The organism is Nocardiopsis sediminis, assembly GCF_042650565.1.
Classification (GTDB): domain Bacteria; phylum Actinomycetota; class Actinomycetes; order Streptosporangiales; family Streptosporangiaceae; genus Nocardiopsis_B; species Nocardiopsis_B sediminis.
In genome coordinates, this window is sequence record NZ_JBHSBH010000004.1 from 30,416 (window position 1) to 51,202 (window position 20,787).

General features: G+C 72.9%; 19 protein-coding genes and 1 riboswitch. Of the genes, 14 read left to right on the forward strand and 5 right to left on the reverse strand.

Annotated features, from left to right (window positions below):
* Positions 1-62 precede the first annotated feature (62 nt).
* The 5 genes from ACFOVU_RS04360 to ACFOVU_RS04380 all read left to right on the forward strand — a co-directional run bounded on the left by ACFOVU_RS04360 (position 63) and on the right by ACFOVU_RS04380 (position 4,415).
* Positions 63-713, forward strand: a complete 651-nt coding sequence (locus ACFOVU_RS04360; protein ID WP_378531154.1) for an HAD family hydrolase — start codon at positions 63-65, stop codon at positions 711-713.
* A gap of 180 nt (positions 714-893) precedes the next feature.
* Positions 894-2,045 carry an ABC transporter ATP-binding protein gene (locus ACFOVU_RS04365; RefSeq protein ID WP_378529999.1) on the forward strand — a complete coding sequence of 384 codons (1,152 nt, stop codon included), beginning with the start codon at positions 894-896 and terminating at the stop codon, positions 2,043-2,045.
* The gene (locus tag ACFOVU_RS04370) at positions 2,038-2,766 is read left to right on the forward strand and encodes an ABC transporter permease (RefSeq protein WP_378530001.1); all 729 of its coding nucleotides are present in this window, start codon (positions 2,038-2,040) and stop codon (positions 2,764-2,766) included. Before ACFOVU_RS04365 ends, ACFOVU_RS04370 begins: the two co-directional genes overlap by 8 nt.
* Positions 2,763-3,437 carry an ABC transporter permease gene (locus tag ACFOVU_RS04375; protein WP_378530002.1) on the forward strand — a complete coding sequence of 225 codons (675 nt, stop codon included), beginning with the start codon at positions 2,763-2,765 and terminating at the stop codon, positions 3,435-3,437. The genes ACFOVU_RS04370 and ACFOVU_RS04375 overlap by 4 nt, the downstream gene beginning before the upstream one ends.
* 78 nt (positions 3,438-3,515) lie before the next feature.
* Positions 3,516-4,415, forward strand: a complete 900-nt coding sequence (locus ACFOVU_RS04380; RefSeq protein WP_378531156.1) for an ABC transporter substrate-binding protein — start codon at positions 3,516-3,518, stop codon at positions 4,413-4,415.
* Positions 4,416-4,744: 329 nt separating this feature from the next.
* On the opposite strand, the gene ACFOVU_RS04385 is transcribed toward ACFOVU_RS04380, so the two are convergent.
* Positions 4,745-5,239 carry a flavin reductase family protein gene (locus ACFOVU_RS04385; RefSeq protein WP_378531158.1) on the reverse strand — a complete coding sequence of 165 codons (495 nt, stop codon included), beginning with the start codon at positions 5,237-5,239 and terminating at the stop codon, positions 4,745-4,747.
* 23 nt (positions 5,240-5,262) lie between these two features.
* Positions 5,263-6,978 carry a S49 family peptidase gene (locus ACFOVU_RS04390; RefSeq protein ID WP_378530004.1) on the reverse strand — a complete coding sequence of 572 codons (1,716 nt, stop codon included), beginning with the start codon at positions 6,976-6,978 and terminating at the stop codon, positions 5,263-5,265.
* A gap of 102 nt (positions 6,979-7,080) precedes the next feature.
* On the opposite strand from ACFOVU_RS04390, the gene ACFOVU_RS04395 reads away from it, so the two are divergent.
* Positions 7,081-7,776, forward strand: a complete 696-nt coding sequence (locus ACFOVU_RS04395; RefSeq protein WP_378530005.1) for a hypothetical protein — start codon at positions 7,081-7,083, stop codon at positions 7,774-7,776.
* Positions 7,777-7,793: 17 nt separating this feature from the next.
* Here the strand turns inward: ACFOVU_RS04395 and ACFOVU_RS04400 are convergent, their stop codons facing one another.
* From ACFOVU_RS04400 to treS, 3 genes are all read right to left on the reverse strand, one after another.
* On the reverse strand, positions 7,794-8,138 hold the full coding sequence (locus ACFOVU_RS04400; RefSeq protein WP_378530007.1) for a hypothetical protein: 345 nt from the start codon (positions 8,136-8,138) through the stop codon (positions 7,794-7,796).
* A gap of 68 nt (positions 8,139-8,206) precedes the next feature.
* On the reverse strand, positions 8,207-9,349 hold the full coding sequence (locus ACFOVU_RS04405) for a DUF418 domain-containing protein (RefSeq protein WP_378530009.1): 1,143 nt from the start codon (positions 9,347-9,349) through the stop codon (positions 8,207-8,209).
* A 43-nt stretch (positions 9,350-9,392) separates the two neighbouring features.
* Positions 9,393-11,192, reverse strand: coding sequence for a maltose alpha-D-glucosyltransferase (treS, locus tag ACFOVU_RS04410; protein WP_378531160.1), 1,800 nt, complete (start codon positions 11,190-11,192; stop codon positions 9,393-9,395).
* A 265-nt stretch (positions 11,193-11,457) separates the two neighbouring features.
* Positions 11,458-11,565, forward strand: a riboswitch (TPP riboswitch).
* A gap of 95 nt (positions 11,566-11,660) precedes the next feature.
* On the opposite strand from treS, the gene ACFOVU_RS04415 reads away from it, so the two are divergent.
* The 8 genes from ACFOVU_RS04415 (at position 11,661) to ACFOVU_RS04450 (ending at position 20,708) form a co-directional block, all read left to right on the forward strand.
* Positions 11,661-12,269 carry an ECF transporter S component gene (locus ACFOVU_RS04415; protein WP_378530011.1) on the forward strand — a complete coding sequence of 203 codons (609 nt, stop codon included), beginning with the start codon at positions 11,661-11,663 and terminating at the stop codon, positions 12,267-12,269.
* The gene (locus ACFOVU_RS04420) at positions 12,266-13,837 is read left to right on the forward strand and encodes an ABC transporter ATP-binding protein (RefSeq protein WP_378530013.1); all 1,572 of its coding nucleotides are present in this window, start codon (positions 12,266-12,268) and stop codon (positions 13,835-13,837) included. Before ACFOVU_RS04415 ends, ACFOVU_RS04420 begins: the two co-directional genes overlap by 4 nt.
* The gene (locus ACFOVU_RS04425; protein ID WP_378531163.1) at positions 13,837-14,622 is read left to right on the forward strand and encodes an energy-coupling factor transporter transmembrane component T family protein; all 786 of its coding nucleotides are present in this window, start codon (positions 13,837-13,839) and stop codon (positions 14,620-14,622) included. The genes ACFOVU_RS04420 and ACFOVU_RS04425 overlap by 1 nt, the downstream gene beginning before the upstream one ends.
* Positions 14,623-14,729: 107 nt before the next feature.
* Entirely contained in the window at positions 14,730-15,518 is a 789-nt protein-coding gene (locus ACFOVU_RS04430) for an enoyl-CoA hydratase/isomerase family protein (RefSeq protein WP_378530014.1), read from the forward strand.
* A gap of 70 nt (positions 15,519-15,588) precedes the next feature.
* Positions 15,589-16,161 carry a YbaK/EbsC family protein gene (locus ACFOVU_RS04435; RefSeq protein ID WP_378530016.1) on the forward strand — a complete coding sequence of 191 codons (573 nt, stop codon included), beginning with the start codon at positions 15,589-15,591 and terminating at the stop codon, positions 16,159-16,161.
* A 533-nt stretch (positions 16,162-16,694) separates the two neighbouring features.
* Positions 16,695-18,719 (forward strand): serine/threonine-protein kinase, encoded by a 2,025-nt coding sequence (locus ACFOVU_RS04440; RefSeq protein WP_378531164.1) that lies wholly within the window; start codon positions 16,695-16,697, stop codon positions 18,717-18,719.
* Between the two features lie 227 nt (positions 18,720-18,946).
* Positions 18,947-19,726, forward strand: coding sequence for an electron transfer flavoprotein subunit beta/FixA family protein (locus ACFOVU_RS04445; RefSeq protein WP_378530018.1), 780 nt, complete (start codon positions 18,947-18,949; stop codon positions 19,724-19,726).
* Between the two features lie 37 nt (positions 19,727-19,763).
* Positions 19,764-20,708 carry an electron transfer flavoprotein subunit alpha/FixB family protein gene (locus tag ACFOVU_RS04450; protein WP_378530019.1) on the forward strand — a complete coding sequence of 315 codons (945 nt, stop codon included), beginning with the start codon at positions 19,764-19,766 and terminating at the stop codon, positions 20,706-20,708.
* Positions 20,709-20,787: the final 79 nt, after the last annotated feature.

Here is a 20,787-nt window from a genome sequence, read left to right on the forward strand (position 1 = left end):
GAAGGGGTGGCGAGCCGCGCCGATCATGGCGGCCCCGCCGTGTTAGCGTCCCTTTCGTGACGATTCGCAGTGTGGTGTTCGACGTCGGCGAGACCCTGATCGACGAAACGCGCATCTTCGGGCGCTGGGCCGACCGCCTCGGCGTCCCGCGGCTGGCCTTCTTCGGCCTGCTGGGGGCCGTCCTGGCCGAAGGCCGCCCCCTCATCGACGCCTTCCGCCTGGTCAAGCCGGACTTCCGGCTCGACATCGAGACCGCAGCCTGGCTCGCCGCCGAACCCGAGTCGCTGCGGGAGTCGTTCGACGCAGACGACCTCTACCCCGACGTCCGCGGCTCCCTGGGCGAACTGCGCGCCCTGGGCCTGGGCGTCGTCATCGCCGGCAACCAGCCCTCCTCCGCCGGCCCCGCTCTGCGCGCCATGGACCTGCCCGCCGACCAGATCCACGTCTCCGACGACTGGGGCGTCTCCAAGCCCGACCCGGCGTTCTTCGACCGGGTGCTGGAGGTCACCGGGCACGCGCCCGGCGAGATCCTCTACGTCGGCGACCGCCTCGACAACGACGTCCTGCCCGCCAAGGAGGCGGGGATGTCCGCCGCTCTGGTGCGGCGGGGGATGCTCGGCTACCTGCACAGCGGGCGGCCCGACGCCAAGCGCGCCGATGTGGTGCTCGATGGACTCTCACCGCTGGCCGGCTGGGTCGCCGCGCGCGCCTGAGCCGTGCGCCGCCGGACGGGCGGCCGGGCACCCGCCCGGCCGCCCGGACACCTTTGGGGTGATGTCGGGTAAATTCCTGGTTTGCCAACCTGAAAACAAGGGAAAAAGCGACCCCATGACCGACCGCCGGAGAGACCGGACCCGCCGCAGCACGCCCGGAAGAAGGACACGACCAGCAACATGATCACCTTCGAGGGTGTCAGCAAGCACTACCCCGACGGCACCGTCGCCGTCGACCACCTGGATCTGGAGATCCCCACCGGGCGCACCACGGTCCTGGTCGGCTCCTCGGGCAGCGGGAAGACCACCGCCCTGCGCATGATCAACCGCATGGTGGAACCCACCGGCGGCACCATCTCCATCGACGGCGAGGACATCCGCGGCAAGGACCCCGCCACCCTGCGCCGCTCCATCGGCTACGTCATCCAGCAGGCCGGCCTGTTCCCGCACCGCACCATCGTCGACAACATCGCGACGGTCCCGCTGCTGCTGGGCACCCCCAAGGCCCAGGCCCGGGCCCGCGCCCGCGAGCTGATGGAGCTGGTCGGGCTGGAGCCCGCCCAGGAGAAGCGCTACCCCCACCAGCTCTCCGGCGGACAGCAGCAGCGCGTGGGGGTCGCCCGCGCGCTCGCCGCCGACCCGCCCATCCTGCTCATGGACGAGCCCTTCAGCGCGGTCGACCCCCTGGTGCGCACGAGCCTCCAGGACGAACTGCTCCGGCTCCAGCAGGAGCTGCACAAGACCATCGTCTTCGTCACCCACGACATCGACGAGGCCGTCAGGCTCGGCGACGCCATCGCGGTGTTCCGCACCGGCGGCCGGCTCGCCCAGCTCGCGCCCCCCGAGAAGCTGCTCGCCGAGCCCGCCGACGCCTTCGTCGAGGACTTCATCGGCTACGACCGCGGGGTGCGGCGGCTGTCCTTCTTCCCCGCCCGCGACCTGTCCCTGCGCAGCGACATCATCGTCACCGACACCGCGACCGCCGCCGAGGCCGGGGACGTCGCCGCCGCCACCGGCGAGCCCTGGCTGCTGGTCACCGATACCGGCCGGCTCCCGCTGGGCTGGATCGCCGCCGAGCACCTCGCGAGCCTCGACCCGGGCAGCGCCCTGTCCGGCGTCGACCTCATCGGCTACGGCCACATCTTCACCGTCCCCACCGACTCGCTGCGCGCCGCGCTCGACGCCGCCGTCCTCTCACCGGCCGGGCGCGCGGTCGGGGTCGGGGCCGACGGCACCGTCATCGGCGTCGTCTCCCAGGCCGACCTCGGCGCGGCCATCTGGTCGGTGGGCGAGGCCGACGGCCACCCCGCCGCGGTGGGCGACAATGGCTGACCCCGGAGGCGTGGCCGAGGTCTGGAACTGGACGGTGTCCAACCTCGACGACCCGATCGGCCCCCGCCTGCTCGAACACGTCCAGCTGTCGGTCGTGCCCGTCGTGCTGGGGCTGGCCCTGGCGCTGCCGCTGGGCGTGTTCGCCGCGCGCTGGCCCCGCGTCTACCCGTCGTTGCTGACCGGCGTCAATGTCCTCTACGCGGTGCCCTCGCTCGCCCTGTTCTTCCTGCTGCTGCCCTACACCGGGTTCAGCCCCTTGACCGCGATCGTCCCCCTGGCCCTGTACACGCTGGCGATCCTGGTGCCCAACGTCGTCGACGGGCTGCGCCAGGTCCCCGACCACGTCCGCCAGGCCGCTGTGGCCATGGGCTTCAGCCCGCTGCGCCGGCTGGTGCGGGTGGAGCTGCCGGTGGCCCTCCCGGTCATCATCGCGGGCCTGCGGGTGGCCACCGTCGCGACCATCAGCATGGTCAGCGTGGCCTCGCTGGTGGGCCTGGGCGGCCTGGGCCAGATCATCCTGACCGACGGTTTCCGCCGCAACTTCGCGGCCCCCGTGATCGTCGGCGTCGTGCTGTCGGTGGCGCTCGCCTTCGTCGCCGACGCCCTGCTCGTCCTGCTCCAGCGGTGGCTCACCCCCTGGACCCGCGGGCGCGGGGCGGCGGCGACCGCGGCGGCGCGCACCGGTGCCGCGGCAGGTGCGAAGAAGGGGGCGCCCGCATGATCTTCGACGTCGTCGAGTGGTTCACCCGGCCCGAGCAGTGGACCGGCTCCGCCGGGATCCCCGCGAGGTTCGGCGAGCACGTGCTGTACTCCGTCCTCGGCCTGGGCCTGTCCGCCCTCATCGCGATCCCCGTCGGCCTGCTCACGGGCCACACCGGGCGCGGCGGGTTCGCCGCCATCACCCTCGCCAATTTCGCCCGGGCGCTGCCCACCATCGGGGTGCTGACCCTGGTGGTGCTCGGCCTGGGCCTGGGGCTGGCCCCGGTGCTGGTGGCCCTGGTGGCGCTGGCGGTCCCGCCGATCCTGGTCAACACCTACGAAGGGGTGCGCGGCGTCGACCCGCAGCTGCGCGACGCGGCGCAGGGCATGGGCATGCGCGGCCCCGAAGTCCTGTTCCGGCTGGAGCTGCCCATCGCCCTGCCCCTGATCCTGGTGGGCCTGCGCACCGCCGCCATCCAGGTGGTCGCCACCGCCACCATCGCCGCCTACGTCGGTATCGGCGGCCTGGGCCGCTACATCGTCGACGGCCAGTCGCGCCGGGAGATCGAGATGATCCTCGGCGGGTCCCTGCTCGTCGTGGTGCTGGCTCTGGTCGTCACCGGTCTGTTCGCGCTGCTGCGCCGCGTGGTCGTGGCCAAGGGCCTGCGCGCCCGGCCCGCCGCCACCCCCTGAACCCCGGCGACGCCGCGGCCGGCCCGCGGATGTCCGCCGCAACCTTCGACCGAACGACAGAAGAGGTACGTCATGCGCATAGCGACGCGGTTGGCGATCGCCGGAGTGCCCCTCATGCTGGCGGCCACCGCCTGCGCCGGCGACGATCCCTACGAGAGCGGCGGTGGCGGGGGCGGCGCCGACGGCGCGGTCGTCGTCGGCTCGGCCAACTTCCCCGAGAGCATCCTGCTGGCCGAGATCTACGCCCAGGCCCTGGAGGCCGAGGGCGTGACCGTGGAGAAGCAGCTCGACATCGGCAGCCGCGAGGTCTACTACGACCAGGTGGAGTCGGGCAACCTGTCGGTGTTCCCCGAGTACAACGGCGGCATCCTGTTCTACCTCGACCCCGACGCCGTAGCGGGCGACACCGAGGCCACCAACGCCGCGATCGAGGAGGCCCTGCCCGAGGGGCTGGAGATCCTCGACTCCGCCGCCGCCGAGAGCAAGGACTCGGTGACGGTTACCCGCGAGACCGCCGAGGCGGAGGGGCTGGAGACCATCGCCGACCTGGCCGAGGCGGCCCCGGACATGACGCTGGGCGCCCCCGCCGAGTTCGAGACCCGGCCCCAGGGCGTTCCCGGGCTGGCCGAGACCTACGGGGTGGAGTTCGGGGAGTTCACGCCCCTTGAGGGCAACCTGCTCGTCCAGGCGCTCGCCGACGGCGACGTGCAGGCCGCCAACCTGTTCACCACCAACGCGGCCTTCACCTCGGGCGACTACGTCGCGCTGGAGGACCCGGAGAACGTGTTCGGCTCGCAGAACGTGACCCCCCTGATCCACGGAGAATCGGTCGACGAGACCGCGCGGGCGGCGCTCAACGCGGTGTCGGCGGAGCTCACCACCGAGCAGCTGACCGAGCTGGACCAGCGGGTGGAGGTGGACCACGAGGAGGCCGACGACGTGGCCGCCGACTGGTTGCAGCAGGCCGGCCTGGCCTGACCCGGAGCCGACGTGCAGGGCCGGACCCCGGTGCAACGGGGGTCCGGCCCTGCACGCCCCGGGCCGCGGGGTGCCCGGTGGGGACGCTTAACGGTTCCCTATCGTTGGGGCCTGCAAGCCGTTGTGAAGTGGGGCCGGAGGGCCCTCAGCGAGCCGTCACAGGATCATGGCGAGGACGAGTCCGACCGCCAGGATCCCGAGCACCGTATAGAAGCCGTCCATGGGTCCTATTGGACTGCCGACCGCCCCGCGGCGGCACTAGCGCCGGGGTCAAGGTTGGGGTCACAACCGGACGGGCAAGTCTTACCGCTCTAGAGAAGATCCACTCGTCATTGGGGGGAAGCGGGTCCCTGCTGCTGCGCGAGGGAGCGGTACCGTCCCGCGTACCGGACCAGCGGAGACGCGCCGGGCTCCGGAGCGCCGGTCCCGGGCAGCGATTCCACCGATGCCAGGTAGACCACGTGGTCGCCGGCCGCCACCCGGGTCGCGACCCGGCATTCCAGGGCGGCGAGGGCGGTGTCCAGGATCAGGGCGCCCGTGTGTTCTCCCCGGTGGTGCGCCTCGCCGGCCAGCAGGAGCCGCGCGCTGGGGCGGCCCTCGGCGGCGAACCGGCCGGCCAGGGCCCGGTGGCCCGACCCCAGGACGTTGACCGCGAACCCCCCGGCGAGGTCGATCGCCTCGGCCAGGTAGCTCGACGCCAGCACGCCCAGCATCACCGTGGGCGGCTCGGCCGACACCGAGGTGAAGGCGGTCGCCGTGCTCCCGATGTCGTCGCGGCCCTCGCGCACCGTCACCACGGTCACCCCGGTCGCGAACCGCGACATCGCCTCGGTGAACTCCCCGGGGCTCACCCGATCTCCCAGCTGCCGGGCATGGCCAGCGGCCCCGCCGCCGGCAGGCCCAGGCGCGCCGAGATCTCCGCGAGCGACCCCCATGCGTCCAGCCGCCCCTGCGGCGCCGCCGCGCGGTCCTCGCTGGACTCCGCCGGGATCAGCCGCTCCAGCGGGCCCGTGCTGGGGTAGGGGCGCAGCCCGGCGCCGGGCAGCCCGGCCTTCTCGCGGGCCAGGCGCACCGCGGTCTCCAGCCCGCCCAGCTCGTCGACCAGCCCGCGCTCGCGGGCGTCGCGGCCCGTCCACACCCGGCCCCGCGCGACCTCGTGGACGGCCTCGGGCGTCATGCCGCGCGCCTCGGCGACCTTGCCCGTGAAGTCGCGGTAGATGCTGTCGAGCATCGCGTTGATCCGCTCCCACTCGGACTCGGAGAAGCCGCGGTCGGTGCCGAACATCCCGGCGTGGGCGGCGCCGTCGACGGAGTCGCTGGAGACCCCCAGCCGGTCCATGAGCCCGGTCAGCACGGGCTTGGCGGCGTAGACGCCGATGGAGCCGGTGAGGGTGCCCGGCTGGGCCACGATGAGGTCGCCGCCCAGCGCGATGTAGTAGCCGCCGGAGCCGGCGAAGTCGCCCATGGAGACGATCACGGGGGTCCCGGCGTCGCGGGTCAGGGCGACCTCGCGGCGGATGATGTCGGAGGCCACCGCGGAGCCCCCGCGGCTGTCGACCCGGAACACCACGGCCTTGACGTCGTCGTCCTCGCGGGCGGCGCGGAAGGCCGCCGTCACGGTGTCGGAGCCCATGGTGGCACCGCCGCCCAGCGGGGAGCGGCGGCTGCGGCCGGTGGCGATGGTGCCGATCCCCGAGATGAGGGCGATGTGGCCGCGGCTGCGTACGGAGACCCGGGAGGCCACCGCGTGGCGGTGGTGGTAGCGCGTGACGTATCGCAGGCGCGCCCCCGCTCCGGCGCGGGAGCCGTCGCCGAACCGGCCGAGCAGGTCGGCGTAGACCTCGTCGCGGTAGGCGAGGCGGTCGACCAGGCCCGCTTCGAGGGCCTCCTCGGCCAGCAGCGGGCCGCGGTCGGTGAGCTCGCGCACGCGCTCGGGCGCCAGCCCGCGGCCCTCGGCGATGCCCTCGACCACCTGCTCGCCCAGCGACTCCACGATGCGCCCGGCGGCCTCGCGGTGGGCGTCGGTGTAGCCGGTCTCGGTGAAGACGTTCACGGCGTTCTTGTACTCGTGGCGGGCACCGGCCTGGTACTCCACGCCGAGCTTGTCGATGGCCGAGCGGAAGAACGTGGTGTGCATGCCCAGCCCGGTCAGCCCCACCAGCCCGGTGGGCAGCAGCGCGATCTCCTCGAACGCGGTCGCGAGGTAGTAGGGGACCGTTCCGGGCCCGAAGTCGCCGAACGACTCGCTCCAGGCCACGGTGGGCTTCCCGGCGGCGCGGAACGCCACCACCGCCGCGCGCAGCTCCTGCACGCGGGCGAAGCCCAGGGGCCGGCCGTCGATCCGCGCGGCCAGCGCCACCACGCGCGGGTCGTGCGCGCCGCGGCGGATGCCCTCGATGAGATCGGACAGCCGCTGGTGGCGGCGGGCCAGGATCTGGCCGAGGGGGTCGGCCGGCGCCTCGTCCGAGAGCCCTTCGGTGAGGTCGATCTCCAGGACCAGTGGCGCGCTGCGCCGCCGGCGGGCCTTGGACACGGGATCGAGCAGCTTCGCGACATCCACCATGCCTCTCAGGCTAGTGGCTGCCGCGCGACGGGGGCGTGGCGCGCGCAGGCGGATTCGCCCGCTATCGTCGGTGACGTCACGCAGGACTCAGAAGGGAATCTGATGCCCGGGACGTCCGGTCGAGTGTGGTTCAACCGGGGCCGGATCGGCCTCACCACGGCGGCGGCCGCAGCGGTGGCGCTGGTCGCGGCCGGGTGCGGCGGCGGCTCCGAGGGAGCCGGGGGCGGCGACACCCCCACGCTCGAAGCGATGTACAGCGAAGTCGTGCCCGCGGCGCAGGCGCCCGCTCCCGAGGGGTTCTCCGAGGTCGAGGTCGAGGGCGTCAAGATCAACGCGCCCGAGGACTGGAACATCGACAACACCGACGGCTATGTCTGCATGCGCCCGCCGGACCAGGGCAACGACTGCGAGTACGGGTCCATCCAGGTCCTGCCGCATGCGGCCGAGCGGCACGACAACCGGTGGCCCAAGCGGGGCAACGCCTTCAACGACGCCGAGGCCGGCTGGGCTTCGGCCCCCGGGGAGTGCCGCAGCGCGGCCACGGCCGAGGGCGGCACCGCGGTCACCGGCGCCGAGATCACCTCCCCGCCCAACGACCTCACCGAGCACGCCGACGGCCTGAAGTCCCACCACCGCGTGTGGGAGGTCACGTGCGAGAACGGTGACACCTTCGAGGTGCGGCTGTGGTTCCTGCCCGAAAGTGACGTCGCCGTCTACGTGTGGTCGGCCGATACCCGCTACTCGGCGCTCTACGACGAGGTCGCCGCGTCCATGGACATCTCCGACTACAAGAAGTAGCGGGGGCCGCGGCCGGGTCATGTGCCGGTGGAGTGGCGCGATCTGCGGCACTTGCGGCAGGACGTGCTCTGGATGGGGTTCTCCGTGCCGCAGCAGGTGCAGTACCAGTTGTCGGTTCGGCGCCTGCCCAGCAGGACGTCGTCGAGCAGGACCCAGTCGACCCGGGTCTCGAACCGGGAGTTGAAGCGCCGCGGCAGCGGCGCCCCGCAGCTCCAGCAGTCCTCCAGGAAGTTCCGGTCGGCGTTGACCGTCACCTGGCACTCGGGGCAGAACGCGAACCACAGCAGCGCGTGGCCGTCCCTCCCGGCGGGCACGGCCACGCGCACCCCGTACATGAACCTGCCTCGCTCTACGTTGTTCATGGTGACCGAGCGTAGAGGTGTGCAGGTCATGACGTACGGGGCTTTCACCAAGGCGCCCGTAACGGGGGTTATGGGCGGGTCGTCCCACCGTCCGGAGCCGGCGCGGCGGCGCCCGGTGCCGCCGGCACCGCGCCGGCCGTGGCCGCCGCAGCCGGGACGACGGACCACCAGGTGACGCAGCGCAGCAGCCACTCCACCGGCCCCAACCGGAAGCGGCGCAGCCACAGCGTGCTCGCCACCCACTGGGCGGCCAGGATGGCGGCCGACAGTGCGAACAGAGCGCCCCACTGGTAGCTGTCCTCGAAGCCGAACCACCATCCGGCGGCCAGCATCAGCAGCGTGGCCGTGAGGTAGTTGGTCAGCGCCATGCGCCCCAGCGGCGCAAGGATGGCTTCCAGCGCGGCGCGCAGCGGGGTGCGCATCAGAAGGCACAGCCCGGTCGTGTAGACCCCCGCCAGCAGCAGCCCGGCGACCGCGCCCGATTGGGCGATGCCTGCACTTCTCGCGGCGATATCGGCGTAGTGCCAGCAGAAGGCGGCGACCGCCGCTACTGCCAGGACCCCGGACACGGCCGCCACCTGCCCCGTGCGGTCGGCGAGGGTCTGCGGGACGCGGTAGCGGACGGCCGCCAAGCCCAGCAGGAACATGCCGGGGATGAGCGTTACCCCGCCGGTGAACACCGTCAGCGACAGTGCCGTCGCCGCGGCGCCGCCGGCCAGGATCAGCCACCGCGGCAGGTAGGTGGCGGGCAGCAGCACTACGAGCCCGAAGAAGCCGTAGTACCCCAGTGCCTCGCCCGGATGCAGGACCTGGTGTCCCAGGCCCAGCAGGAGCAGTGCCGCGAGCCTGCGCGCCAGAACCAGTCGCGGGCGGGCGTGCCGGCCGGTGGCGGAGTCCAGGAGCAGGGCGAACCCGATGCCGAACAGGAACGCGAAGATCGGGAAGAACCGCTCGTTGACGAGCAGCAGCAGGACGATCTCGGCGGTGTGGCGCACCCGGACCTCGTCCTCGGGCACCGGCACGTTGAAGCCCATGTGGGTGACCGGCTCGAAATTGGCGAGCAGGATCCCGCACAGCGCGAAGCCGCGGATCACATCGAGCACCGAGATGCGGGAGCCGCCGCGACCGCCCGCGGGCGTACCGCCGGCCTCGGTACCGGGGGCCGGTGGCGGTGCCGCCGGCACCGCCGGGCGTTTCCAGGTGTGCTCCATGGGGGGCTCCGTACCTTGTCGGGGGGTGAGATGCATCGCGACGCTACCGAGGGGACGAGGCGCCGGGGATCACCCGTGCGGGCGAATCTCGACGGATACTTTCGGCGGTGTTCGATGGGGATTGCGGTACCAACGTCGCATCCGATCGGCCAGAGGGACGGCCGGCCGTCTCCGCGTGAGCGGGCAGCCGGAACCAGTAGAAGCCGTGGCCGGGCAGGGTGAGCCGGTAGGGCGCGGCACCGATGGCCGGGAAGGGTTCCCCGCCCATGCACTCGACCGGGGTGGTGCCGTGGAACCGGCGCAGGTCGAGTCCGGCCGGCTGGGGGAAGCGCGACAGGTTGTTGACGCACAGCACGCGGTCGTCGCCGTGCTCGCGCAGGAACGCGAACACCGCGGGGTTGCCGGCGTCCAGCTCGGTGAAGCCGCCGGTGCCGAACACCGGGTGTCTCTTGCGGATGCGGATCATGTTGCGCGTCCAGTTCAGCAGCGACCCGGGGTTGTCGCGCTGGGACTCGACGTTGAGCGCCTGGTAGCCGTGGATCGGGTCCATGACCAGCGGCAGGTACAGGCGGGCGGGGTCGCAGTGGGAGAACCCGGCGTTGCGGCCGGCGGTCCACTGCATCGGGGTGCGCAGGGAGTCGCGGTCGCCCAGCCAGATGTTGTCGCCCATGCCGATCTCGTCGCCGTAGTAGAGGACCGGCGAGCCCGGCAGCGACAGCAGCAGCGCCGTGAACAGCTCGATCTGGTTCTTGTCGTTGTCGAGCAGGGGCGCGAGACGCCGCCGGATGCCCACGTTGGCGCGCATGCGCGGGTCCTTGGCGTACTCGGCGTACATGTAGTCGCGCTCGTCGTCGGTGACCATCTCCAGGGTCAGCTCGTCGTGGTTGCGCAGGAAGATGGCCCACTGGCAGTCCCGCGGGATCTCGGGGGTCTGCGCCAGGATCTCGGAGATGGGGCGGCGCTGCTCGCGGCGCACGGCCATGAACATCCGCGGCATCAGCGGGAAGTGGAAGTTCATGTGGCACTCGTCGCCGCCGGATGCGAAGTCGCCGAAGTAGTCGACGACGTCGGCCGGCCACTGGTTGGCCTCGCTCAGCAGCACCCGGTCGGGGTAGAGGCGGTCGACCTCGGCCCGGACGCGCTTGAGGAAGTCGTGGGTCTCCTGGAGGTTCTCGCAGGTGGTGTCGTCGCGCTCGAAGAGGTAGGGCACCGCGTCGAGCCGGAACCCGTCGATGCCGAGGTCCAGCCAGAAGCGCAGCACCTCCAGGATGGCGTCCTGCACCGCCGGGCTCTCGAAGTTCAGGTCGGGCTGGTGGGCGAAGAAGCGGTGCCAGTAGTACTGGCCGCGGCGGTGGTCGTAGGTCCAGTTGGAGGGCTCGGTGTCGACGAAGATGACGCGGGCGTCGTTGTAGCGGTCAGGGGAGTCCGACCACACGTAGAAGTCGCCGTAGGGGCCCGAGGGGTCCTCGCACGATGCGGCGAACCACGGGTGCCGGTCGCTGGTGTGGTTCATGACCAGGTCGGTGATGACCCGGATGCCGCGCCGGTGGGCCTGGTCCACGAGGTCGACGAAGTCGCCGATCTGCCCGAACTCCGGGAGGATGCTCAGGTGGTCGGCGATGTCGTAGCCGCCGTCGCGCAGCGGGGACTCGTACAGCGGCAGCAGCCAGATGCAGTCGATCCCCAGCCATTCGAGGTAGTCGAGCTTGCCGATCAGTCCCCGCAGGTCGCCGGTGCCGTCGCCGTTGGAGTCGTGGAACCCGCGGGTGAGGACCTCGTAGAAGACCGCGCGCTTGTACCAGTGCGGGTCGCGGGGGCGCTCGTGGGTGAAGGTGTCGGGCACGGCCGCGCGGCGCGCGGAGCCGGCGGCCCGCACCGGCTCGGATCTGGTCACGGCACCTCCCCTCGCGCCGCCGATGCCCGGTCACGGGTGTCGTAACGGGCATCCGGATACGACGCGGTCCGCTACCCGCCACCGGTGCGGATGTGACGTCCGCGGAGGCGGCCCTGCCGTGGCAGGGTGTGATCATCGTCACGCGGATCATGGGCGGCCGGCCGGGACCAGGGGGTGCGCTTGACCCGCCGCCCGGCGCAACGGTCATAATGGGAGCAACCGACAGGGGAGCGCTACGGCGCTGAGAGTGCGGTCGCCGACCGCAGACCCTCACACACCTGATCCGGATAATGCCGGCGAAGGAAGTCGTGGACCCGCCACCGGCCCGTCCCGCGGCGTGCGCGCACGCCGCCACCGGACACCGGTCGGCGCTCTTGGCCTGGGCCCTCCGTTCTTCATGACGCGAAGGGACTCCCGTTGAGTGACACCGCATCCGGGCCCGCCACCGGGCACACCGGACCCGCCCGCCCCCGCTACCGCACCGTGGACATCGTCGTCGCCGCGGTCCTCGGCGTCGCCTGCGGCGTGATCTTCTGGTTCTGGGGCATGCTCTGGGCCGCCACCGAACCCCTCTTCCTGTTCTTCCCGCCCGCGCAGGCCGTCCTGTACGGGGTGTGGCTGCTGCCGGGCGTGCTGGGCGGCCTGATCATCCGCCGGCCCGGGGCCGCCGTCCTCACCTCGACCGCCGCCGCCGTCGTCTCCATGCTGCTGGGCACCCAATGGGGCGTCGCCGTCGTCCTCGCGGGCTTCAGCCAGGGGCTGCTGCCCGAACTCGTCTTCGCGGCCGGCCGCTACCGCCGCTGGGGCATGGGCGCGGCCGTCCTCGCCGCCGCCGCGGCCGGGCTCTCCCCGGCCGTCTGGGACAACATCCGCTACTACCCCGAACTGCCACTGTCCTTCCAGGTGACCTACGGGGTCATCGTCGTCATCAGCGCCGCGCTCATCGCCGGCGCCGGCGGGCGGCTGCTGACCACGGCGCTGGCCAAGGCCGGCGCGCTGACCCCCTTCCCCTCGGCCCAGGGGTGAGCGGCCCGGGAGGCGCGCGCGTCGACCTGTCGGGCTGGGGGTGGCGGCACGCGGGCCGGAGCGAATGGGCACTGCGCGGCGTCGACCTGGCCATCGAACCCGGCGAGCGGGTCCTGCTGCTGGGCGCCTCCGGCGCGGGCAAGAGCACGCTGCTGCACGCCATGGCCGGGCTCACCGGCGACACCGGCGCCATCACCGGCGACGCCGAGGGGAGCCTGCTGGTCGACGGGGCGCCGCCCGGCGGCGGGCACGGCGGGATCGGGCTCGTGGGGCAGGACCCCGAGACCCAGCTCGTCATGGCGCGCGCGGGCGACGACGTCGCCTTCGGCCTGGAGAACCTCGGCCTGGCGCGCGAGGACATCTGGCCGCGCGTGCACGCCGCCCTCGATGGTGTCGGGTTCCCCTACGGCACCGGCCGCCCCACCGCGGCCCTCTCGGGCGGGGAGAAGCAGCGCCTGGTGGTGGCCGGGGTCCTCGCGCTGCGCCCACGCCTGCTGCTGCTGGACGAGCCCACCGCCAACCTCGACCCCGAGGGCGCCGCCCTGGTGCGCGCGCTGCTCGCGGACCTGGCCGCGACGACCGAGGCCACCATGGTCCTGGTGGAGCACCGGGTCGCCGACGTCGTGGGCGGCGCCGGCTCCGCGGCGGCCCTGGTCGACCGGGTCGTGGCGGTGGAGCCCGGCGGCGGGGTGATCGCCGACGGCGCCCCGCAGGAGGTCTTCGCCGAGCACGGCGACCGCCTGGCCCGGCGGGGCCTGTGGATCCCCGGGCGTGAGCCCGCGCCCCGCGTGGCGCCCGGGCCCGGCGGCGGCCCGCTCATCGAGGCGGCCGGCTGCACGGTGCGGTCGCCCGCCGGGATCGGTGTCGGGGCCGGGCGGGCGTCCGGGCGGCGCACGCTGCTGAACGCCGCCGACGCCGAGGTCCGGGCTGGAACCGCCACCGCGCTGACCGGGCCCAACGGCGCGGGCAAGTCCACCCTGCTGATGCTGCTGGCGGGGCTGGCCCGCCCCGGCGCGGGCGCGGTGCTGCCGCGCGGGCGCCTCGCCGAGGCGGACCGCCGCCCGCTCGCGCGCTGGCCGGCGCGCACCCTGTCCCGGCACGTGGGGACGGTCTTCCAGCACGCGGAGGACCAGTTCGTCACCGGGACGGTCCGCGACGAGCTGTGCTTCGCCCCGCTGCGCGCCGGAATGGGGGAGCGGGAGACCGCGGCATGGGTCGACGAACTGCTGGAACGCCTGCGCCTGGATCCGCTGGCCGGCGTCCACCCGTTCACCCTCTCCGGAGGGGAGAAGCGGCGGCTGTCGGTCGCCACGGCCCTCAGCTCCGGCGCCGCCCACGCCCCCGATGTTCTGCTCCTCGACGAGCCGACCTTCGGCCAGGACACCCGGTCCTGGACCGAACTGGTCGAGCTGCTCGCCGCCCTGCGCGCGGAGGGCCGCGCGGTGGTCATGTGCACCCACGACGAACCCCTGCTCCGCGCCCTCGCCGACACCGAACTCCGCATCACCGACGGCCGCGTGTCGGCCCCCGCACCGATTCCGGGGGCCGCGGAAGGAGTGCAGGCATGATGCCCGCTTCTGCGCAGGCCACGGGGGCCGCCGCCCTAGGGGACGGGGTCGTCGAGGACGCCGAGGCGCGGGCGTGGCTGGTGCGGGCCAACCCCGCTGCGAAGGTGGTGGCCGCGCTGGTGGTGGTGGCGGGGCTGGTGCCGGTCGTCGATCCCGTCAGCAGCGGGGTCGTCCTGGCGGCCGTGGCGCTCATGCTGCCGTTCGCCGGGCTGCACCGCGGGCTGCTGGTGCCCCTGGGCCTGCCGCTGCTGCTCATGGGCTCCTCGATCGGCGTGGTCACCCTGCTGTTCGGCGACGGCGGCCCCGCCGCCGCGCTCGGCACGGCCGTGCGGCTGCTCGCGATCGCGCTGCCCGGGATGCTCGTCGGGCTGACCAGCGACCCCACCGAGCTGGCCGACGCCCTCGTGCAGAAGCTCAAGGTCCCCGAGCGCCCCGCACTCGGCGTGCTCGCGGCGGTGCGGCTGGTGCCGCTGCTCGCGGCCCAGTGGCGGACCCTCGGGCTGGCGCGGCGCGCCCGCGGGCTGGAGGCGGGCCGCAACCCCGCCACCGCCCTCGCCATCTTCGCGGGCAAGGTGTTCGCCCTGCTCGTGCGGTCGATCCGCACGGGGACCCAGCTCGCGACGGCCATGGACGCGCGCTCCTTCGGGACCGGCCGGCGCACCCACGCCCGGGTGAGCCGGTGGCGGGCGGCCGACACCGGGCTGCTCGCCGGCACCGTCGCCGTCCTGTGCGCGGCCCACGGCCTGTCCCTGGCGCTGGGCACGTGGACGCCCCTGTTCTCCTGACATCCCCCGGCACCCGCCTCCGGCGTTCTCGCGATGCCGCCGGGCCGCGGCCACCTCGCGCGTGGTAGACAGCGGGAAGGCAACGGCGACCGAGGAAGGCGGCGGACGTGGGTGGACTCGTACGTGTGGAGACCGATCCGGGCACACCGGCCGTCGCGGTGATCCGGCTGGACCGGCCGAAGATGAACGCGATCAACGCGCAGGTCCAGGCCGAACTCGGCGAGGCCGCCGCAGCGGTCGCCGCCGACGCCTCGGTGCGCGCGGTCGTCCTCTACGGCGGGGAGAAGGTGTTCGCCGCCGGGGCCGACGTCAAGGAGATGGCGGAGCTGGACTTCGCCGCCATGGCCGACTACTCCCGCGCGCTCCAGGACTGCCTCACCGCCGTCGCGCGCATCCCTAAGCCGGTGGTGGCCGCCATCACCGGCTACGCACTGGGCGGCGGCTGCGAGCTCGCCCTGTGCGCCGATTTCCGGGTGGCCGCCGACGACGCCAAGCTGGGCCAGCCCGAGATCCTGCTCGGGGTCATCCCCGGAGCCGGCGGAACCCAGCGCCTGCCCCGCCTCATCGGGCCGGCCCGCGCCAAGGACCTGATCTTCACCGGCCGCCACGTGGGCGCCGAGGAGGCGCTGGCGATCGGCCTGGTGGATTCCGTCGTCCCGGCCGCCGAGGTCTACGCCGCGGCCGTCCGGACGGCCGCCCGCTACGCCGACGGCCCGGCGCTCGCACTGCGCGCGGCCAAGCAGGCCATCGACAGCGGGCTGGAGACCGACCTGGCCACGGGCCTGGAGATCGAGCGGCAGCACTTCGCCGCCCTGTTCGCCACCGAGGACCAGAAGACGGGGATGCGCAGCTTCGCCGAGCACGGGCCGGGCAAGGCCCGCTTCTCCGGCAGATAGGCGGGGACGGCGACGCGCCCGGGAGCTTCCCCGGGACTGCTGCCCGGTTCCGCCGGCCCACCCTTTCGACATGGACGTACACGAGGAGACGACCGACATGTGGGGACTGGACACCCACCTCGCGACCGAACGCCGCGACCTGCTCGCCGCACCCGTTTCCGAGGCGCTGGACCGGTGGAAGACGGCCGCGCCCGCCGCCGACCCGCTCGTGGCCGAGATCGACCCCGCCCTCGCCGACACCGCGAACTGCTGCGCCGCCTACGGCATCCCGCTGGAGGCGTCGGCCAACTGCGTGGTGATCTCCGCCAAGCGGGGCGGGACGTCGCGGATGGCCGCCTGCGTGGTGCTCGCGAGCACCCGCGCGGACGTCAACGGGGTCGCCCGGCGCCACCTCGAGGCACGCAAGGCGTCCTTCGCCCGGCAGGAGGACGCGGTGGAGCAGGCCGGCATGGAGTACGGCGGGATCACCCCGGTCGGGCTGCCGGCGGACTGGCCGATCCTGGTGGACGCCGCCGTGGCGCGTACCCCGCACGCGGTGATCGGCAGCGGGCTGCGCGCCTCCAAGCTCGTGGTCTCCGGTGCTGCACTCGCCGAGCTTCCGGGAGCCGTGGTCATCGAGGGCCTTGGGGTACCCGCTGCCTGAGGACCCTAAGGGTTCTCCGTGGGACCCGGGTTCTTCCCTGGTGTCCGCGGCCGGTTCCGGACCCGCGTGGGGCCCCGGGGGCCGGAGCGACGCTCCAGGCCGGAGGTGGTTTCGGCGCGCCAGGGCGGGCGCGGGATGACCGTCCGGAAGCGGCGCGCGGGGAATTCGTCGGAACCGATCCCCCGCCTTTTGCGTCATACTCATGTGGTCGCTCAGAACGTGCCGGACGGCAACACGGACACCTCCGCGGTGGGCTTTCGGCTTCGGCGTGGGTGAGCGGTCCGGTTAGCGTTGCATCAAGGAGCGCGCCCCGTCGGTCGCAGACCGCCATGGGGCGTACCAGTAGGTCGCTGTGGAGATCACGAGACGCAGGTCCCGGCCGAGTGCCGGGCTCCCGCGGAGGAAATCCCGGCCATCCCCGGCCGATAGGCTGATGCGGTGGGTGTGCGGGGTTTTGAGGGGATGAATTCGCTATGGCAATGACGGCAGGTTTCCCCGAGGACGAGGGGCTGCCGGAGCGCATCGGCCCATACATGATCCGCCGCAGAATCGGCCGGGGCGGAATGGGCGTTGTGTACCAAGCCGTAGACCCCCGGCAGGACCGGCTGGTCGCGATCAAGGTGCTGCGCTCCGAGGTCGCCGGCGACCAGATCGCGCGCGCCCGGCTCGCCCGCGAGGTCGAGACCATGCGCCGCGTGCAGAGCGACAACGTCGCCGGGGTCATCGACGCCGACACCTCCGCCGAACTCCCCTGGGTCGTCACCGAGTACATCCCGGGCCCCACGCTCGACTCCACGGTCACCGACCACGGCCCGTTGCGCGGGCGGGCCCTGACCCGCTTCGTCTCCGGGCTGGCGCGGGCGATCGGCGCCATCCACGAGGCCGACGTCATCCACCGCGACCTCAAGCCCGGCAACGTCATCATCTCCAACGGCGAGCCCATCGTCATCGACTTCGGCATCGCCCACGCCGTCGACGGCGCCAAGCTGACCCAGACCGGCACGTTCGTCGGCACGCCCAGCTACCTGTCGCCCGAGGTCATCGAGGGCACGGACCTCAGCTCGGCCACCGACATCCACGCCTGGGGCGCCACCGTCGCCTTCGCCGCCACGGGCAACGCGCCCTACGGGGCCGGCTCCTTCGAGGTCATCTTCTTCCGCATCCTCAACGGCGAGATCAACCTCGACGGCATGCCCGAGGCGCTCAAGCCGCTGGTGCTGTCCGCCGTCTCCCGCGACATGGGGGCGCGGCCCACGGCCCGCCGGCTGGTCGCCGAGACCGGGCGCCTCAACCTCGACCTCCCCTGGACGGAGGACGCCTCCTCCTACTCCGGCAGCGGACTGACCGGACACCACACCGTGCAGGCCCAGCGCCCCGACGACCAGGGCGAGGGCGGCGGCGGGTACGGCGCCCTGGCAGCGGGCGCCGCGGCCGGTGCCGCCGCAGGCGGCCTCGCCGCCTCCGCGATGGCCCACGGCGCCGGAGCGCAGGACCCGATCCGTACCGACCCCGTCGATCCGCAGGGCGCGGCCGACCCCCTCTCGACCGACCGCACGGTCTCCCCTGACAGCACGATGGCCGCGGGCGCGGGCGGTGTCCCCGACCTCGCCGGCTCTCCCGAGCGCACCATGGCGGTGGACCCCGACCGGGTCGACCGCACCATGGCCGTCGCCCCCGCCGACCCTCAGGCCACCGGTCGGCTCGACCCCGATCAGGCCGATCCCTACGCCGACGACGACCAGATGGCGCCGCGCACCCAGTTCTTCAACTCCACGCTGCGCCCCGAGGAGTTCCGCGACATCCTCACCCCGGTCGACGAGGGCCGCGGCCGCAACCGGGTAGCCTCCTACGGCGAGGAGGAGGACGACGAGGAAGGCGAGGGACGCCGAGGCGGGCTCCTGAGCCGCTTCGGGCGCTCCGGCGGCGACCGCCTCAGCGACTACGTCGGCTCCGACGACGAAGAGGACGACTACTACCAGGACGAGCCGCGCCGGATGACGCCGTGGATCCTGGTGCCCGTGCTGGTCCTGGTGGCCGGTCTGTGCCTGACGGTCCCGCTGTTCGGCCTGGTCGTCGGCGTGCTCGCCGCCGCGGTCCTGGGCGCGCTCGACACCGTCAAGGCCGACCACGCGCGGCGCCTCCAGACCCGCGGCCCGCGCAGCTCCGACAACGTGGTGATCGCGCTCAGCCTGCCGTGGGCGCTGCTGCAAACCCTCGGCCGTACCCTCCTCTACGGGCTCGGCTACCTGCTCGTGGGCATCCTGGCCGGCATGGTGGTCGCGCTCATCGCCGACCAGTGGACCCCCAACAACATCTCGGCCTACGCGTTCTGCGTCACGGTGCTGCTGAGCTTCCTCGGCCCCAACGCCAAGGGCGCGCGGCGCGAGGCCATCGGGCTGGTCGGCAAGATCGCCATCCGCAACGCCTACGTGTACTGGGGATCGATGGTCGCGGTTGCGCTGCTGGCGATGCTGGTGGTCTCCTTCGGCTTCTCCGCGGCCCCCGCGGGGCCGTTCTCCGAGGGCCCCGGAGGGTTCTTCGGCGGATCCTCGAGGTGACACGTCTCATCCCCGGAACCGGGGTCGGCGGTTGCCCTTGTGCTACTAGTCAGTAACATCAGGGGAGAACCACTACGAACAGGCGGGACGGCGTGACGTGAACGCCGCCCCGCCACCCGATCGCAGCAGAGCGACTGACACCCTTGAGGGGTCAACACGGACGCGCGAGGCGTCCGCGCCGTCCGAGCGGGCGACGCATGGGAGCGCAGGGAGGTCGGCCACCGGCCATGAATATCGTCGTTTTGGTCAAGCAGGTCCCGGACACGGCGACCGAACGGAAACTCGCGTCGGACGACCACACGCTCGACCGCGCCGCGTCCGACGGCGTCATCAACGAGCTCGACGAGTACGCCATCGAGGAGGCGCTGCTCCTCAAGGAGAAGCACGGCGGCGAGGTCACCATCCTCACCATGGGCCCCGGCCAGGCCACGGACTCCATCCGCAAGGCCCTGTCGATGGGCGCCGACAAGGCCGTCCACCTGCTGGACGACGCCCTCCACGGCTCCGACGCCCTCCAGACCGCCTACGCGCTCTCCCAGGCCCTGGGCACCCTGGAGTTCGACCTGGTCGTCCTGGGCTCGGAGTCCACCGACGCCCGGACCGGCGTCGTCGGCGCGGCCCTGGCCGAATACCTCGGCCTGCCGCAGCTCACCCTGGCCGGCAAGGTCGACATCGACGGCACGGCCGTCCGGATCCAGCGCCAGACCGACTACGGCTACGACGTCGTCGAGGCGCAGCTGCCCGCCGTTGTCTCGGTCGTCGAGAAGATCAACGAGCCGCGCTACCCGTCGTTCAAGCTGATCATGGCGGCCAAGAAGAAGAAGGTCGACACGCTCACCGCGGCCGACGCCGGGATCGACCCCGCCAAGATCGGCCTGGCCGACGCCACGACCGAGACCGTCGACTCCGCGGCCGCCCCGCCGCGCGCCGCCGGGACCATCGTCAAGGACGAGGGCGACGGCGGCGTCAAGGCCGCCGACTTCCTCGCCGAGAAGAAGTTCGTCTAGGTCCGCGAGCGGGGAACGAAAGTAGGGATGGACAGACATGGCTGAGGTCCTCGTCCTCGTCGACCACGTCGACGGAGAGGTCAAGAAGGTCACCACCGAGCTGCTCACCGCCGCCCGCCGCATCGGCGAGCCCTCGGCGGTGTGGGTCGGCGACGGCGCCGATGCGGGCCGGGCCAAGCTCGCCGAGTACGGCGCCGAAAAGGTCTACGTCGCCCCGGCCGAGCTCAACGACTACGTCGTTGCGCCCACGGCCGAGCTGCTGGCGAAGCTGGCCGGCGAGAAGTCCGCCGCCGCGATCCTGGTCTCGGCGACCGCCGCGAACAAGGAGGTCGCCGGCCGCACCGCCGTGAAGCTGGGCTCCGGTGTGCTCACCGACGTCGTCGACCTCGACGCCGACCTCGTGGCCGAGCACAGTGTCTTCGGCGGCGCCACCATCACCCACGCCAAGGTGCGCAGCGGCGTGCCGGTGGTCGCGGTGCGCCCCAACTCGGTGCCGCCCGCGCCTGCCGAGGGCGCCGCGGCCGAGGAGCAGGTGTCGGTCGAGATCTCCGACGCCGCGAAGTCGGCCAAGGTCGTCGAGCGCGTCGCGCAGGAGAAGGGCGAGCGCCCGGAGCTGACCGAGGCCGCGATCGTGGTCTCGGGCGGCCGCGGTGTCGGCTCCGACGACTTCTCCGTCGTCGAAGCCCTCGCCGACTCCCTCGGCGCCGCCGTGGGCGCCTCGCGCGCCGCGGTCGACTCCGGCTGGTACCCCAACCAGTTCCAGGTGGGCCAGACCGGCAAGACGGTCAGCCCCAACCTGTACGTGGCGCTGGGGATCTCCGGTGCGATCCAGCACCGGGCCGGCATGCAGACCTCGAAGAACATCGTCGCGGTGAACAAGGACCCCGAGGCGCCGATCTTCGAGCTGGCCGACTTCGGCGTGGTGGGCGACCTGCACAAGGTCGCCCCCCAGCTCACCGAGGAGATCAACAAGCGGAAGTGACCGGCTTCCGCCGGGAGACGGACGGCCGCGGCCCTAGGGCCGCGGCCGTCCGTTGTGCCGTGGCCACGGGCCGGGGCGA